The sequence below is a fragment of the Pseudomonas sp. ok266 genome, assembly GCF_900110195.1.
In the GTDB taxonomy this organism is placed as follows: Bacteria; Pseudomonadota; Gammaproteobacteria; order Pseudomonadales; family Pseudomonadaceae; genus Aquipseudomonas; species Aquipseudomonas neuropathica.
Map to the genome: position 1 here is coordinate 380,567 of NZ_FOCU01000005.1, position 14,272 is coordinate 394,838.

The 14,272-nt window shown below is 58.2% G+C and carries 17 protein-coding genes; 4 read left to right on the top strand and 13 right to left on the bottom strand.

Going from position 1 to position 14,272, the window contains the following annotated elements:
- Positions 1–17: 17 nt before the first annotated feature.
- Together BMY54_RS11755 and BMY54_RS11760 are read left to right on the top strand one after the other, a co-directional pair.
- Positions 18–800, top strand: a complete 783-nt coding sequence (locus tag BMY54_RS11755) for a (S)-acetoin forming diacetyl reductase (RefSeq protein ID WP_093432431.1) — start codon at positions 18–20, stop codon at positions 798–800.
- Between the two features lie 74 nt (positions 801–874).
- Positions 875–1,999: a glycerol dehydrogenase gene (locus BMY54_RS11760; protein WP_093432434.1), complete on the top strand. Its 1,125-nt coding sequence runs from the start codon at positions 875–877 to the stop codon at positions 1,997–1,999.
- Positions 2,000–2,117: 118 nt separating this feature from the next.
- On the opposite strand, the gene gfa is transcribed toward BMY54_RS11760, so the two are convergent.
- The 8 genes from gfa to BMY54_RS11800 all read right to left on the bottom strand — a co-directional run bounded on the left by gfa (position 2,118) and on the right by BMY54_RS11800 (position 8,432).
- Positions 2,118–2,696, bottom strand: coding sequence for an S-(hydroxymethyl)glutathione synthase (gene gfa / locus BMY54_RS11765; protein ID WP_093432437.1), 579 nt, complete (start codon positions 2,694–2,696; stop codon positions 2,118–2,120).
- Positions 2,697–2,762: 66 nt separating this feature from the next.
- Entirely contained in the window at positions 2,763–3,872 is a 1,110-nt protein-coding gene (locus tag BMY54_RS11770; protein ID WP_093432440.1) for an S-(hydroxymethyl)glutathione dehydrogenase/class III alcohol dehydrogenase, read from the bottom strand.
- Positions 3,873–3,939: 67 nt separating this feature from the next.
- Positions 3,940–4,215 (bottom strand): formaldehyde-responsive transcriptional repressor FrmR, encoded by a 276-nt coding sequence (frmR, locus tag BMY54_RS11775; RefSeq protein WP_093432443.1) that lies wholly within the window; start codon positions 4,213–4,215, stop codon positions 3,940–3,942.
- A 185-nt stretch (positions 4,216–4,400) separates the two neighbouring features.
- Positions 4,401–4,751, bottom strand: a complete 351-nt coding sequence (locus BMY54_RS11780) for an ArsR/SmtB family transcription factor (RefSeq protein ID WP_093432446.1) — start codon at positions 4,749–4,751, stop codon at positions 4,401–4,403.
- A gap of 26 nt (positions 4,752–4,777) precedes the next feature.
- A complete protein-coding gene (locus BMY54_RS11785) occupies positions 4,778–5,761 on the bottom strand; it encodes an LLM class flavin-dependent oxidoreductase (RefSeq protein ID WP_093432449.1) in 984 nt (327 codons plus the stop codon).
- A gap of 35 nt (positions 5,762–5,796) precedes the next feature.
- Positions 5,797–6,603: a sugar phosphate isomerase/epimerase family protein gene (locus tag BMY54_RS11790; RefSeq protein ID WP_093432452.1), complete on the bottom strand. Its 807-nt coding sequence runs from the start codon at positions 6,601–6,603 to the stop codon at positions 5,797–5,799.
- A 15-nt stretch (positions 6,604–6,618) separates the two neighbouring features.
- A complete protein-coding gene (locus BMY54_RS11795) occupies positions 6,619–7,419 on the bottom strand; it encodes a TIM barrel protein (protein WP_093432455.1) in 801 nt (266 codons plus the stop codon).
- A complete protein-coding gene (locus BMY54_RS11800) occupies positions 7,416–8,432 on the bottom strand; it encodes an LLM class oxidoreductase (RefSeq protein ID WP_093432458.1) in 1,017 nt (338 codons plus the stop codon). Before BMY54_RS11800 ends, BMY54_RS11795 begins: the two co-directional genes overlap by 4 nt.
- 158 nt (positions 8,433–8,590) lie before the next feature.
- Here BMY54_RS11800 and BMY54_RS11805 point away from each other — a divergent pair, with 158 nt between their 5' ends.
- The gene (locus BMY54_RS11805) at positions 8,591–9,472 is read left to right on the top strand and encodes a LysR family transcriptional regulator (protein WP_093432462.1); all 882 of its coding nucleotides are present in this window, start codon (positions 8,591–8,593) and stop codon (positions 9,470–9,472) included.
- Between the two features lie 76 nt (positions 9,473–9,548).
- Here the strand turns inward: BMY54_RS11805 and BMY54_RS11810 are convergent, their stop codons facing one another.
- The 4 genes from BMY54_RS11810 to BMY54_RS11825 are packed head-to-tail and all read right to left on the bottom strand — an operon-like array spanning position 9,549 to position 12,124.
- Positions 9,549–9,950, bottom strand: coding sequence for a DoxX family protein (locus BMY54_RS11810; RefSeq protein ID WP_060765970.1), 402 nt, complete (start codon positions 9,948–9,950; stop codon positions 9,549–9,551).
- Between the two features lie 17 nt (positions 9,951–9,967).
- On the bottom strand, positions 9,968–10,639 hold the full coding sequence (locus BMY54_RS11815) for an alpha/beta hydrolase (RefSeq protein ID WP_093432465.1): 672 nt from the start codon (positions 10,637–10,639) through the stop codon (positions 9,968–9,970).
- Positions 10,632–11,474 (bottom strand): DODA-type extradiol aromatic ring-opening family dioxygenase, encoded by an 843-nt coding sequence (locus tag BMY54_RS11820; protein WP_093432468.1) that lies wholly within the window; start codon positions 11,472–11,474, stop codon positions 10,632–10,634. The genes BMY54_RS11815 and BMY54_RS11820 overlap by 8 nt, the downstream gene beginning before the upstream one ends.
- Before the next feature lie 20 nt (positions 11,475–11,494).
- The gene (locus BMY54_RS11825; RefSeq protein WP_093432470.1) at positions 11,495–12,124 is read right to left on the bottom strand and encodes an NADPH-dependent F420 reductase; all 630 of its coding nucleotides are present in this window, start codon (positions 12,122–12,124) and stop codon (positions 11,495–11,497) included.
- Between the two features lie 109 nt (positions 12,125–12,233).
- On the opposite strand from BMY54_RS11825, the gene BMY54_RS11830 reads away from it, so the two are divergent.
- Positions 12,234–13,133: a LysR family transcriptional regulator gene (locus BMY54_RS11830; RefSeq protein ID WP_093432472.1), complete on the top strand. Its 900-nt coding sequence runs from the start codon at positions 12,234–12,236 to the stop codon at positions 13,131–13,133.
- Positions 13,134–13,152: 19 nt separating this feature from the next.
- Here BMY54_RS11830 and BMY54_RS11835 read toward each other — a convergent pair whose 3' ends face one another.
- Positions 13,153–14,106 (bottom strand): alpha/beta fold hydrolase, encoded by a 954-nt coding sequence (locus tag BMY54_RS11835; protein ID WP_093432474.1) that lies wholly within the window; start codon positions 14,104–14,106, stop codon positions 13,153–13,155.
- Positions 14,107–14,272: the final 166 nt, after the last annotated feature.

The window sequence follows — 14,272 nt, forward strand, 5'->3', positions numbered from 1 at the left end:
TAAGAAGGAACACCAGCATGACTAAGTCCTTGGGAAAAGTTGCTTTTGTAACCGGTGCCGGTCAAGGGATTGGAGAGGCCATTGCCTTGCGCTTGGCGGCCGATGGTTTCGCCGTAGCCTGTGCCGATATGAACCTTGAAACAGCCTGTCAGGTGGCCGAAAACATCAGGAGAACCGGCGGCAAAGCCCTGGCGATTAAGGTCGATGTGGCCGACCGCGAGGATGTTTTCAAGGCCGTGCAGGCCGCGGTGGATGGTTTGGGTGACCTGCATGTGGTCATCAATAACGCAGGCATTGCGCCCATTGCGCCCATCGAGTCGATTACGCCAGAGATCTATCGCCGCACGTTCGACATCAACGTGGGCGGTGTGCTCTGGGGCATACAGGCAGCAGTAAAGGCGTTCAAGGCGTTAGGTCACGGCGGCAAAATCATCAGCGCTTCTTCGCAGGCGGGTCATATCGGCAACCCTGACCTGGCGGTGTACGGCGGGACCAAGTTTGCCGTGCGTGGTATCACCCAGACCGCAGCTCGGGAATTGGCTCATCTGGGTATTACGGTAAACGCCTACTGCCCTGGCATCGTGAACACACCGATGATGCGCAAGGTCGCCCAGGACGTGGCCGATAACGCCAATCAAAGCATTGAATGGGGAATGGAACAATTTGCTCAGCACATCACATTGAAGCGACTTTCCCAGCCCGAAGATGTGGCGGCCTGTGTTTCGTTCCTGTCCGGCCCTGACTCCAACTACATGACCGGGCAGGCCGTGATCATCGATGGCGGAATGGTATTTAACTGATTCGTCATCAGCGCTGGGGAACGCTCAAGCGTGCATACGTTGAGCGTTTTGCGCAGGCGACGTGAGGGAATGAGATGACAATTACCAAAGGCATTGCATCGCCGGCCAAATTTCTGGTCCAGGCCGATGCGCTGGTGGATTTAGCACTACATGGCAAAGCCTTCGGGGCCAATGCCTATTTGATCTGCGATCAATTTATCGTCGGCCGGGTTCATGAGAAAGCGATGCCGGGGTTCAAGAACGAACAACGCGCGGAGTTGGCCGTGTTTGGTGGGCAATGTTCCGACAGTGAAATCAACAGGCACGTGGAGGTGGCACGCGGGGCTGATTATGTCGTGGGGATAGGTGGCGGGAAAACCCTGGATACCGCTAAGGCGGCAGCACACTTCCTGGAAAAACCCGTGCTGATCCTGCCTACGCTAGCCTCCACGGACGCGCCCTGCACGGCGATTTCGGTGATTTACAACGACGACGATACGTTCAATCGCTATCTGTTTTTATCCAAAAACCCGGACGTTGTTTTAGCCGACACACGCATTCTGGCCGAACAACCCCCGCGGTTTTTTGCTGCGGGTGTGGGTGACGGTCTGGCCACGTATTTCGAGGCGCGAGCGTGCTTTGCCGCGCAGCGTGACAATCTGATCCTGGGCAATGACGGCAAGATGCTCAAACCCACATTGATCGGGTTTGCGATTGCGCAAACGTGCTACGAGACCATCAAAAAGTATTCGGCCCAAGCGGCATTCGCGGTGCAGAAGAAAGCCATTACGGCTGCCCTGGAGAATACGATTGAGGCCACCATCTACATGTCGGCTGTCGGGGCTGAGTCCGGTGGTTGCGCCGCTGCGCATGCGATCCATAACGGCATGACCAACGTGCATGACCTGCACGGTGCACAACACGGGGAAAAGGTCGTGTTCGGCCTGTTCACCCAGCTCGTGATGGAAGCTGCGCCTATGGCGGAGGTTGAGGAGGTGGTGGACATTGCCATGGCCGTGGGTTTGCCTCTGACGCTCGAAGACTTGGGGCTCAAACACTTCAAAGAAGCGGAGTGGAGAAAAGTCGCCGAGTTGGCCTGCGATAAAAACGACACGATGCACAACATGCCTTTCACGGTGACGCCGGACCTGGTGTATGACGCGATCGTGGCGACTGACGCATTGCTGCATGGGTTCAAGCGACAAAAGGCTGTGCACTAGCCACTTGATTGGGTGCCCGTTTTGAGGCGTTTACAGCGCTCGAAAACGGTTTGGCGCCGTCAATTGTTCAAATCGATTGGCGGCGCCTTTTTTAGTGCAGAACTGACGGTTACCCGTATCAGTGAGCCTGCGCGATGCCTTTGAGCTTGGCGACTTGGGTTGCCAATACATCCATCAAGTCCGGGGATAGGCAGTCGTAGGTCTCCAGGCCGATTGAGCGCAGACGTGTACGGATGCCCTTCATCTGCTCAGGAGGGGTGCCGGTTTCAATGATCGAAGAAACGAACGCCGCGAACCCCGGCGCAGACCAACCAGTCTGTGGCGACAGTTCAGTGTGAACGAAGTCCAGACCGTAGAAGGCGTGATCCTTGTTCTCGATACGCCCGTACAGGTGCGCGTGGCACGCAGTGCAGGCGTGGCGCTGAATGGCTGCGTTCTTGTCCACAATGGCGAGCTTGTCGGCATGTGCCGTGACGCTGACAGCATCGCGCGGCACCACCGCGATGACGGCAAATGTCGCGCCCGCCGGTTTCCAGCATTTGCTGCAACCACAGGCATGGTTATGCAGGGTCTGGGCAGCGATGGTCACCTCGACCTTATCCGCGGCGCACAGGCATTGCAGAGTGCCCCCGGTAAAGTCAGCGGCAGCAGGGGATAGACCGTTATCCAGTGATGGATGAAGTTTGATGTCGCTCACTGTGTATCTCCAGATCGTTAAGGAACTCGAAATGACCCGAGGGATTTGCCGCCCCCGGGCCTCACATCAGTACTTGATGACGGTGCGGATCGACTTGCCTTCATGCATCAGGTCGAACGCTTCATTGATGCGTTCCAGTGGCATGGTGTGGGTGACAAAAGGCGCCAGCTCGATTTCGCCTTTCATCGCGTCTTCAACCATTTTCGGCAGTTGCGTACGGCCTTTGACGCCGCCGAACGCCGAGCCTTTCCAGGTGCGACCAGTCACAAGCTGGAAGGGACGTGTGGAAATCTCCTGACCCGCGCCGGCCACACCGATGACGATGGATTGCCCCCAGCCACGGTGCGAACTTTCCAGCGCAGCGCGCATGACATTCACATTACCGATGCATTCGAACGAGTGGTCCACACCCCAGCCGGTCGCTTCAATGATGACTTGCTGGATCGGCTTTTCATGGTCTTTCGGGTTGATGCAGTCGGTAGCACCGAAAGACTTGGCGAGTTCAAACTTGCCCGGGTTGGTGTCCACGGCAATGATGCGGCCGGCCTTGGCCTGGCGCGCGCCTTGAATAACGGCAAGACCAATACCGCCGAGACCGAATACTGCAACGGTGTCCCCCGGTTGCACCTTGGCGGTGTTATGCACTGCGCCAATCCCGGTGGTTACGCCGCAGCCCAACAGGCATACGTGCTCAGGGTTGGCGTCTGGGTTGATCTTCGCGACAGAGACTTCCGCCACCACGGTGTACTCACTGAATGTCGAGCAACCCATGTAGTGATAGAGCGGCTGGCCATTATAGGAAAACCGCGTAGTGCCATCGGGCATAACGCCTTTGCCCTGGGTCTCACGGACCGCGACGCAAAGGTTGGTCTTGCCGGACTTGCAGAACAGGCATTCGCCGCATTCGGCGGTGTACAGAGGGATAACGTGGTCGCCCGTCTTGAGGCTGGTGACACCTTCGCCGACTTCCACGACGATGCCAGCCCCTTCATGGCCCAGAACCACCGGAAACAAGCCTTCAGGGTCATCACCAGACAAGGTGAAGGCATCGGTATGGCACACGCCGGTATCGGTGATCTTGATCAGCACTTCGCCTTTGCGCGGCGGCGCCACATCGATCTCGACGATTTGAAGTGGCTTGCCTGGTTCAAATGCAACTGCAGCACGGGATTTCATAAAGGTTTTTCTCCAAGTGGTAAGGCTCGTATGGCTGGTGCAGCGTAGGGCCTGAAGGGTTCGGGGCTTACTTGAGGTAAGTGCGCACCAGTGAAACCACTTCATCGATCGAGGCACGCTGTGCCTGCGACGTGTCGGTCAGCTGTGAAAACTCTTCCCTGAGATGGCTTTCTAGAACGCCAGCCATCAAACCGTTTACCGCGCCACGCAGCGCTGCAATCTGTTGCAGAACCGGGCCGCATTCAGAACCTTGTTCAAGTGCAGCTTGCAGGGCATCCAGTTGGCCCCGGACCCGATTGACTCTGCCTAATACACGTTTTTTTTCAGCGGGCGAATGTGGCATTGAACGACTCCAGTATAGGCGTGGTGGCCAGTGTACGCCGGTACTGAGGGGGAGTATGTGAATATACTGGATGGGAGTATATTGGCCCGCCTTGCAAACAAACATGGGTGTTTTGTTTGGGGACTGATCGCATTATGTTTCTAATGCCCGCGAGGCCCCGGCTGTAATGGCTTCGGAGCAGGTGTCTAGCGGGGGCGACCTGGCTGATTCTGGAGTTGATCTTGTAGCGATTTCGCCAGCGCTTCGATTGCTGCTTCGTTGCGCCGATAAAAGTGAAAGGGCCCCGTCCGGCAGGCATCAACCAAGCCCGCCTGTTTGAGGACCGCCAAATGTTGGGACACGGTCGATTGGGACAGGCCGCACCGCTGGGTGATCTGGCCGACACTGATTCCGCGTTCAACGTCCCACTCTTGCAGGGGGAAATACAACTGTGGGGCCTTTAGCCACTTCAGGATTTCCCGCCGCAGCGGATGGGCAATCGCGCGTACGGCGGCATCGACGTGAGGCAGGGGGCGTTTCTGCTGTTGTTCACACATGGACTGTCCCATCGATGCAGGTTGGATCAACCCAGCATGTCGGCCAGAGATTCGGCGATGAGTTGGTAGGATCGGCAACGCGCCTTGGCGTCATAAATGCGTGCATCAATGATCAGTTCATCCACTTGGGTCGTTGCAATGAACTGGCGTAGCCAACTGCCGACGTCGTCCTGGTCACCTGTCGCCGTGCACAGCATCGCCTGGTTGAGCGTGTGCCGATCAATGTTTGTAAGCCTGTCCATAAAACCCTCCGAGGGGCGCGGTAGCGAGCCTGCTTTGCCGGCGTACAGGTTGCACACCCACTGGCGGTGAGAGCTGGCGATATAATCGGCTTCCGCCCGTGACGGGGCAGCAAAGACATTGACCCCCGCGATCACGTAGGGCTGCTTGAGCGCCTCAGATGGGCGAAACGAAGTACGGTAGTGCGTAATTGCATCCATCAAAAAACGCGGTGCGAAATGTGAGGCGAAGGCATAGGGCAGCCCGAGCCTGGCGGCAAGGTCCGCGCTGTTCATGCTTGAGCCCAGGAGCCAGAGTGGCACGTCGTGGGGGCCGGGAATCGCCCGCACCGGCTGATGCTCGTTGTCCGCCAGGTAATCCTGCAAGTGTTGAATGTCCTGCGTGAAGTCACGCTCTGAAGCGTCACCGCGCAGGGCGCGGATGGCCGCCCCCGCTGAACCTGGTGCTCGACCGATACCCAGGTCGATGCGGCCAGGGAACAGGGTGGCCAATGTGCCGAACTGCTCGGCCACCATCAATGGGGAGTGGTTGGGCAGCATGATGCCGCCGGAGCCCACGCGCAGTGTGTTGGTGGCCGCTGCCAGATGCTGGACCAGCAGTGTGGTTGCCGAGGAAGCGATGCCTGGCAGGTCATGATGCTCGGCGACCCAGTAACGTTTGTAACCGTGGGCTTCCACATCCCGCGCCAAAGCGACCGCGTCATTCAGTGTGTCAGTGAAGGTTTTACCTTCGCCAATCATCATCAGGTCAAGCACAGAGAGGGCTGTCATTGCAGGCTCCTTTTTCATGTCAGGTGGAGAGGGCGTTACAGCGATGTAAAGTCAGACCAGTGCGGATGACGTCCCAGGCGACGATCAATATCGCGCAGGGTTGTCAGGCAGCGTTGCAGCTTCAGGTAAATATCGCCGCCATAGTCCCAACCGAGCACGCCAATGCTGCCGGTGTAGCCGACACTGTTCAGCGCTGCGACCACGGCAAAGTTGTCCAACTCTCCACGATCAACCGGTTCCATCGTGGCCGCGCCGCCCCAGCCCAGTTCGCTGAGCGTGCTGCCTGAGAGCACGACTTGCATCAACCAGGGTTGCATGGCTTCAAGGCGCTGCTGAAGTTCGCCTTCCTGACTGGCGTACCAGTGATAGCCGTTGAACGATGTACCCAGGCGCGGGTGAGCGAAGTATTCGCAGATCTGCACCACCTGAGCCGTGGTCTGGGTGACGTGGTGAAGATGGGGATACAGCGCAATTCTCAAGCCGCGTCGTTCTGCAATGGGCAGCACCGACTCGATGAAGCGCATGATGGCCGAGCTGCCGTTGACCGAGGTCTGGACTGCCAGTTCGATGAGTTCCACCCCTTCGACGCTTTCGATGATTCGCCGTATGAGGTGATCATTGCGCCCTTCGTGCAGCACCAAATACAGGCCTTCGACGCGCAGGCCGTGCTGCTCTCCAACGCGCGGCAGCAGGCGCAGGTCGGTCAGCGGCGTGCCGCCCCAGGCAGAAACAGTGATGCCGTCAAAACCCAGTTCGGCGAGCATTTCGCACTGCGACTGGAAGGCGTAAACACCCATTGAGGAGTAAAAAAATGAATCGAGTGCATGGACGCGATGGGCCACGGTGTGTCTCCTCGCCTAGCGTGGCGTTTCGGTCAGTAGGGCCCACTCCGGGTGTGCGGCCAGGCGTTGCTCCATGGAGCGAAACGCTGTGGCTGAACGGCGTAGGTTGCCGTAAACGTCGCCACCCATGCTTTGCCATCCCAGCACGCCAACACGTCCGGTAAAACCGCGGCGTTCAAGGGCGCCCAGCAGGACGAAATTATCCATCTCGCCTTCATCAAGCGGTTCGATGGTCGCCAGGCCGCCCCAACCCAATTGAGAGCGACGTGTGCCGGCAATGTTCACGTGCTGGAGCCAAGGCCACATTGCATCAAGGCGTTCTTCCAGAGCGCCTTCTTCAGTGGCGTACCAGTGATACCCGTTGAACACAATATTAAGCCGAGGATGGTTAAACTCCCGGCACAGTGTGATGGCTTCGGTGGTGGTTTGCATGCCATAGCGCGCGTGCGGATAAAGGTTGATATGCAGGCCTCTGCGCTCACAGATGGGCAACAGGCGCTCAAGCATGCGACGGTCAAAATTGGTGACCTGATCGCCTGAATGCAACGCCAGCTCAATTGTGGTGCAACCTTCAATACTCTCGAATACCTGGGTCACGAACGCTTCGAGGCCCTTGCGGTAGATCAAATAAACCGCGCCCACGTCCAGGCCCCAGGTCGGTTTGACTTGAGGAATCGACTTCAGGTCTTGGCTCCATGCAGACATCGTCAAGCCTTGATAGCCATGCTCGGCGAGCATTTCGCATTGCGCGGCCAGGGGGTAGGTGCCCATGGCGGTCTGGAAGATGAAATCCATATGGTGAAGGGCGCGATTCATTGGGCGGCCTGCAAAGGTTGAGGGGCGACGGGGAGGGTGATGCTGGGAAAGTGCGGCAGCAGGTATTCAGCTAGCTCATCAATGACTTCAGCGGCAGGGCGGCGTTGCGGCTTGAAGTGCAGGGCAACATGACCCACCCCCTGATCCTGTTGGCGTTTCCAGTGCTCAATCAGTGCATTGCGCCCGGCGCGCAGTACGCGGCCTGCCTGCACGGGATGGTCCGGGTCGCGATCCAGATCAAACAACGTGCCGTAGCCGTAGGGTTTGTGCACCTCGTTGCCACAGACCGCACGCCAGCGTTCGATCACCTGGGGAATCAACGCGGGGTTGGAGGTGTAGGAAAGAATCCCGTCACTGTGCTCGCCGATCCATTCCTGCGATTGGCCTGCGTGGCCGACGATAAGGGTCGGCAAACGCGCCCCGACGGGTTTGGGGACCAGGTCAATTTCACCGTTCAACTGGCCATAGAAACGCGATGTATGCTTGGCCCAATGGCTTTGCGTAGTCGCGCGGATGATGCCCAGTGCGTCGCGAAAGCGTTCGGCGCGGTTGGCAAAATCCAGGCCGAACGCCGGGTATTCGATCGGCCGGTCGCCAGTGGCCAGCCCCAGGATGAATCGCCCGCCCAGCAGTTGGTCCACGCTCGCGGCCTGCTTGGCGACAATCAGTGGATCGCGCAACGGCACGACGATACCCGCCGTGCCAATCGCAATGTGCTTGGTCACGGCAGCCAGGTAGCCTGCATAGACCAGTGGATCGAGGATCTGGCCGACATCCCCGAAGTTGGGGTCATAAAACGGCACATCGCGCAGCCAGATCGCGGAGAATCCGGCTTCGTCTACATGTTGAGCCATCTGCGCGTGATCCTGCAGGGTAGGGCCTGGACTGTTCGGGTAGCTTTCCAGCGGGGCAATAAAACCGAAGGTCAAATGCCCTTGTTTAAATACGCGGGCATAACCAGGGTGCTGCTGAAGCTCCGGGGCGATTGCGCGTGCGCAAGGTTGAGAGGTCATCGGGGTACGCTCGTAGTAGCAGATGGCGGTGACGTTGAAGGCGAGACGCGCTCCATAAAGTCACGATGGAGGGGACTATAGGCGCTATGATTGGAAAGAAAAACAGGATGAAATTCCGATCATTTGTGAAAATAACGCTCAAATAAATGAGGCTGTTCATGGATCATTTCGGCGCGCTAAGCGCATTTGTTCAGGCAGCACATACCCGCAGCTTCACTGAGGCCGGGCGTAGAACCGGGGTGTCTTCCTCGGCTGTTGGAAAGGCGGTTGCGCGGCTGGAGGAAGAGTTGGGCGTGCGGCTGTTTCATCGGTCTACCCGCGCGATTACCTTGACGGCGGAAGGCAGCCTTTTTCTGGAGCGTTGTCAGCGGATTTTTGCGGAATATGAAGTCGCCAAGCGTGAGCTCACTCAAGCTGCCGGTAACCCCCAGGGCAAACTACGCGTCGGCTTGCCACAGCTGGGCATGCGGTTGATGCCTCATTTGATTGCGTTTCAGCAGGCGTATCCAGAAGTGGAATTGGAACTGGAGTTCAGTGATCGCCTGGTCAATGTGATTGAAGAGGGCTTCGATGCGGTAATGCGCATCGGCGAAGTCGACGACTCCCGACTGATGATGCGTAAGCTCAACGGCTACAGCCACCGGTTGGTTGCATCGCCAGACTATCTTTCACGTTGGGGTGTCCCTGCGCGGCCGGCGGACCTCTCGAACCATGCTTGCCTGCGATACCGCTATCCCACCAGCGGTAAGCTTGATCCCTGGCCGCTGGTGACGAAGAAAGGGCAAGACGCGCTGGAACTGGGGCAGTCGGCGACGTCGAACGCGATTGAAGCCTTGCTGGCAATGGCTGAGGCGGGGCGGGGCATCGCCTGCCTGCCCGACTTTTTTATCGAGGATGCCATCGCGGCAGGGCGCTTGGTGCCGGTATTGGACCGGTACATCAGTGATCACCGTACGTTCAGCATTCTGTGGCCGTCCAGCCGACAGCCGTTGCCCAAGATCAAGGCGTTTGTCAGCTTCATGGCCTCACGCCTGACGTGAACCGCTGTAGCGCGCCAAACGCAACTGCCGGCGCGCTGGGTGGCCAGGGCGCCGGCAGCGGTTGCGTATGGCTCAATCACGCATTATTGGATGGCTTGGCCGCAAAGGCGCCTTCACCCAGCAATGCAACGACCAGTGCCGTCACACTCAGGTAGATCGGATATTCCCAGCCGCCATTGGCGTTGGTGAAGCTCCAGCCGTTGCCGAAGTGCACGGTCGCGGCGACGAACAACTGGACCACTGCCAGTGCCGCTACCCAGCGTGCATACACACCTAATACCAGCATCAAGCCGCCGATCACTTCGAACGCCATGACCGGATAGGCCAGGAAGCCTGGAAAACCGATGGACTCGAAAAAGCCTGCGGTGCCGGCCGGGGTAAACACCAGCACTTTGGTCAAGCCGTGGGCGATGAACATGATGCCGAGTGCCAGGCGCATCACGAATGCGGCGTAGGGTGCAGTGCGAGAATCAATCATGGTGTAGCTCCTTTTATTTAGTTGGGAAGGGACAGCGTGTGGCTAAGCCATTGAGAAAAGTCGGCCAGTTCTTCACCGATAATCTCGTGGGCCATGTTGTAGAAATGGGTTTCGTGCTTGACGCCGATGCGATCCAGCCAGGCATCAGCCTCGTTCGCCCAGTCCACCGGCAGGACGGCGTCCTGGTGGCCGTGGGCGATGAACGCCGTGACCGACTTGAGGCGCTCGGCTGAGGCGATCCGCGGGGCAATCTCGCGCAGCATGCGGCCGCTCAATATGGCAAAGCCTGCCACCAGCTCAGGTTCAGTGACGCCCAGGCTCGCACTCATGATGCCGCCCTGGCTGAAGCCTGCGATTACCGTCGGCAGGGCGGGCAGTGCTTCGATAAAGCGCTGCAACAGCAGGCGGCTTGCTTCTGCCTGTTCCTGGTTGAAGGACGGGCCGTTGCTGGTGAAGTTCACCTGGTACCAGGCAAAGCCTTGCGGGCCAACCTGCAAGGGCGCGCGCAACAGAATGACTTCCAAGTCTTCAGGAAGCGATTTAGCCAGGGCTGCAAGGTTGGCTTCGTTCGAGCCCACACCATGCAGCAGAATCAGGCGACCTTTAGGCGTGAAGGTACTGCAGCCTTTGCGGAAAAACAGACCGGTTTGTGGTTCGCGGGCTGCGTCGGAAAATGTAGTGTCACGCATGGTCGATAGTGCCTTGAGTCAGTTGAATAGGTTCGTGGCCATTGGACGGGGCCGAGGAGAACAAGTAGCTGTCCATTGCCAGCACGCCGTAGGTCACACCGCCCTCCAATACCTGTGTCTCGTAGCCTTCCCCGGCTGCGCCCAGGGCGATCAGCAAGGGCAGAAAGTGTTCATCGGTGGGGTGAGCCCGCTCAGCCGACGGCGCATATTGCTTGAAGTCCAGCAATTGCCCGGTGTTACCGTCTTGCAGGGTTTTAGCTGTCCACGCGGCGAACGCATCGACATAGGCGGCGCTTTCGCGGGTGGCTCCGCGGAACTCGTACAAGTTGTGGGTCAGGCTGCCTGACGCGACGATCAGTACATTCATATCCCGCAGTGGCTTGAGCGCGTCGCCCAGCTTCCAGGCCTGATGAGTGTCAAGACTGGCTGGCATGGAGATCTGGACCACCGGGATATCCGCTTCGGGTGCCAGGTACAGCAGCGGTACCCAGGCGCCATGGTCCAAACCGCGTTGAGCGTCCAGTCGCGACTGCCAGCCGGCGGCCTGCAACAGGTCTACGATGTGCCCAGCCAAGGCTGGAGCGCCCGGTGCGGGATAGCTCAATTTATACAGTGCGTCGGGAAACCCTCCAAAATCATGGATGGTCGCAGGCGCGGTGCTCGCCGTGACAAGGACTTCGCCGCGCGTCATCCAATGTGGAGAGAGGACGACGATGGCGTCAGGTCGCGGCAGCTCGCGACCGACCTGAGCCAGGCGGGGACCCGCCAGGCCAGGCTCGATGGCGAACATTGGAGCACCATGAGACACAAACAACAGGGGGAGCGGGGTGTTCATGGTGGAATGCTCCGAAGGGGTTACTTGCTAAGCCAAACAGGGGCGATGGAAGTGCCCAGGCCGGCGCCATAGCCGAGATAGATATTCAGGCCTGCCAGCGGCTCCAGGTAGCGAGCGTTGATCAGTCCACCGGTGTCGACGGTGTTCCAACCCAGGCTGCGAGCCAGGGCTATTGCTGTCTGCTTGGCGCGTTCACTGTCACTGGCCACGAATACGCTTCCACGTTGGTCATTGGCGAACGTCGGTCCATCGCCCAGTACTTGAGCAAACAAGGTGTTGAAGGCTTTGACGACCTGGGCCTGAGGCACTGCCTTGGCGATTTCTTCGCTGGCGCTGGTGACGTGGCCGATGGTCAGCGACATGTAATCGGCGCTGAGCGGGTTGGTGATATCGATGACGACCTTGCCGGTCAGATCGCCCAGGCTTTGCAGCGCCGCGGCGGCGTCTGCGTAGGCAGTGGCAAGCACCACCACATCGCTGTCGCCCAATGCCTGGTCTGCGCTAAAGGCGGTTACCTGATCGAACTGGGCTGCCAGCGCTTCTGCCTTCTGGATATCACGGCCCGTAATACGGACAACGTGACCGGCGCCAGACAACTGCTTGGCGAACGCTGAACCCATGTTGCCGGTACCCACTACTGTAATTTTCATATCGACCTCTTTCGCGTTGGTGTGTGTTTCGATGGGCTCAGTTTATAGGTTGTGAGTTTGGGATAAATAAGGCCAAATGTGATAGATAGTTCCACTAAGTGAGACAGTTATGGACAGGGCGTTAGAGATGCAGGTGTTCTGCATGGTGGTTGATAAAGGTACTTTTGTAGGCGCGGCCGACGCCCTTGAAATGTCCAAGGCGGCTATCTCGCGGTATGTGAGTGCCCTTGAGGAACGTTTGGGTGCTCGGCTGCTGCATCGCACTACGCGCAAGCTCTCGCTGACCGAGGAGGGCCGGCAGTTCTACCATCAGGCACGGGAGGTGCTGGCCCTGATGGATCAGGCAGAGGAGGCTGTATCGTCTGCAGCACCGGAACCCAGCGGTGTGTTGCGGGTGAATGCGCCGGTCAGTTTCGGCGTTTTGCACCTTGCGCCGCTGTGGGGGGCGTTCATGAGCGCCCACCCAAATGTCGAGTTGGATATCAGCCTTAATGACCGTTTGGTAGACCTGGTGGATGAGGGCTTCGACGCAGCGATACGCATTGCGCGCATGGAGAACTCATCCCTGGTGGGACGCCGGCTGGCAGGCACGCGTATGTGCCTGTGTGCTTCCCCCGATTATCTGGCGAGTCATCCCCCGCTGCGCACACTGACGGACTTGGCTGAACATGGCGTCATCGCCTATACCAACTTTGCGACGGGCAATGAATGGCTATTCGACGGGCCCGATGGTCGTGTCAGCGTGCGCACCCGTTCGAGCGTGCGCTGCAACAATGGCGATACGTGCCGCAGTATCGCCCTTGCGGGTGGGGGCATTGCCCTGCAGCCAAGCTTTATGGTCGGTGAGGATTTACGCACCGGAACGCTGGTGGAAATCCTGCCTGAATACCGCTCCATCGAGTTGGGCATTTACGTGGTTTATCCCACGCGCAAGCATCTGGCGAGCAAGGTTCGGGCACTGATCAGCTTTCTGACTGAACGTTTCGCCCATCCCGAGTGGGAGCGCTAAAGGGTTGAATCGGCACGTATCAGGAGCGCTGTAAGAAGCTGTGCAGGTCAGCGGCGAATTTCTGCGGATTCTTGAATGCCAGAAAGTGGTCGCCTTGTTCGGTCTTGTCGTACACATACAGTACCGAGTCGCGGATCACTGAGTTCATCCACTTCTGACTGTCCAGCCAGTCACTGTATTCCCCAGTAAAAATCGCGGTGGGCACGTCGATCTTGGTTTGGATGACGTCCCGCCAGTCGTTAGTGACATGATCGAAAAGCACCAATCCGGTAAATGCCATATCGTCTTTTATGGCCGCTTGGAGCAGACTGATTGCATTGTGAAAATAGGGTGAGTCGAGTGCCATTGCGCGCTCAAGTACGCGAGTTCGTGAAACCAATTGGTTGGTCGGTGTCATGTTCACGTAGGAGTCGATCATGCGCTCCGGTGAGGTGGTGAAAGCCCCGGCATCCAGTCGCTGTTGTTCTGTCCAATCGGCGTGACAATAGACTGAAGGTGCCTGGTCGATGATGCTCAAGGTGCGAATACCTTGGGTTCCGAACAGATCGATGTATGCCCACATCACCGACGCCCCCATCGACCAACCGCAATAGTGCGCCTCAGGCACACCCAGATGCTCGGCAAACTCTTTAACGTCCATGGCATAACGGGAAATGCGATTGCCCGACGCGGTTTTTTCGGAGAAGCCCTGGTTGCGAACATCCAGCACGTAGACGTGATAGTGATTGCTGAGGATGTGCATGAGGTGGAAATACATCGCACCGTTGGCCGACCAACCCGGGATAAAAATCAACGGCTGCCCTTCACCTGCTTCCCAATACGCCAGATTGACGCGGTCACTGGTGCTGAAGCTGCTGACTTTAAGGTCGGGAAAGTCCGAGGCGCGGAAGGCCTGGCCAATGATTTCGTGGGGAAAGTAAAAGTCTTCGCCGAGCATGGCCGGGAGCGATTGATTGATCAGGGGGTACTTCACGGTCCAATCCTGTGTCGATTCAAGTAACGGTCGAGCGACGATTTCCAGCGCCGGCTATCAGTTGGCCCGCACCCGTTACCGTCAACTCGCTGCCAAGCGAAGATAGACCTTGGACAGTTCCAGGATAAATACTCAAAATGCCTGAACATTCGAAACGGATCATTGG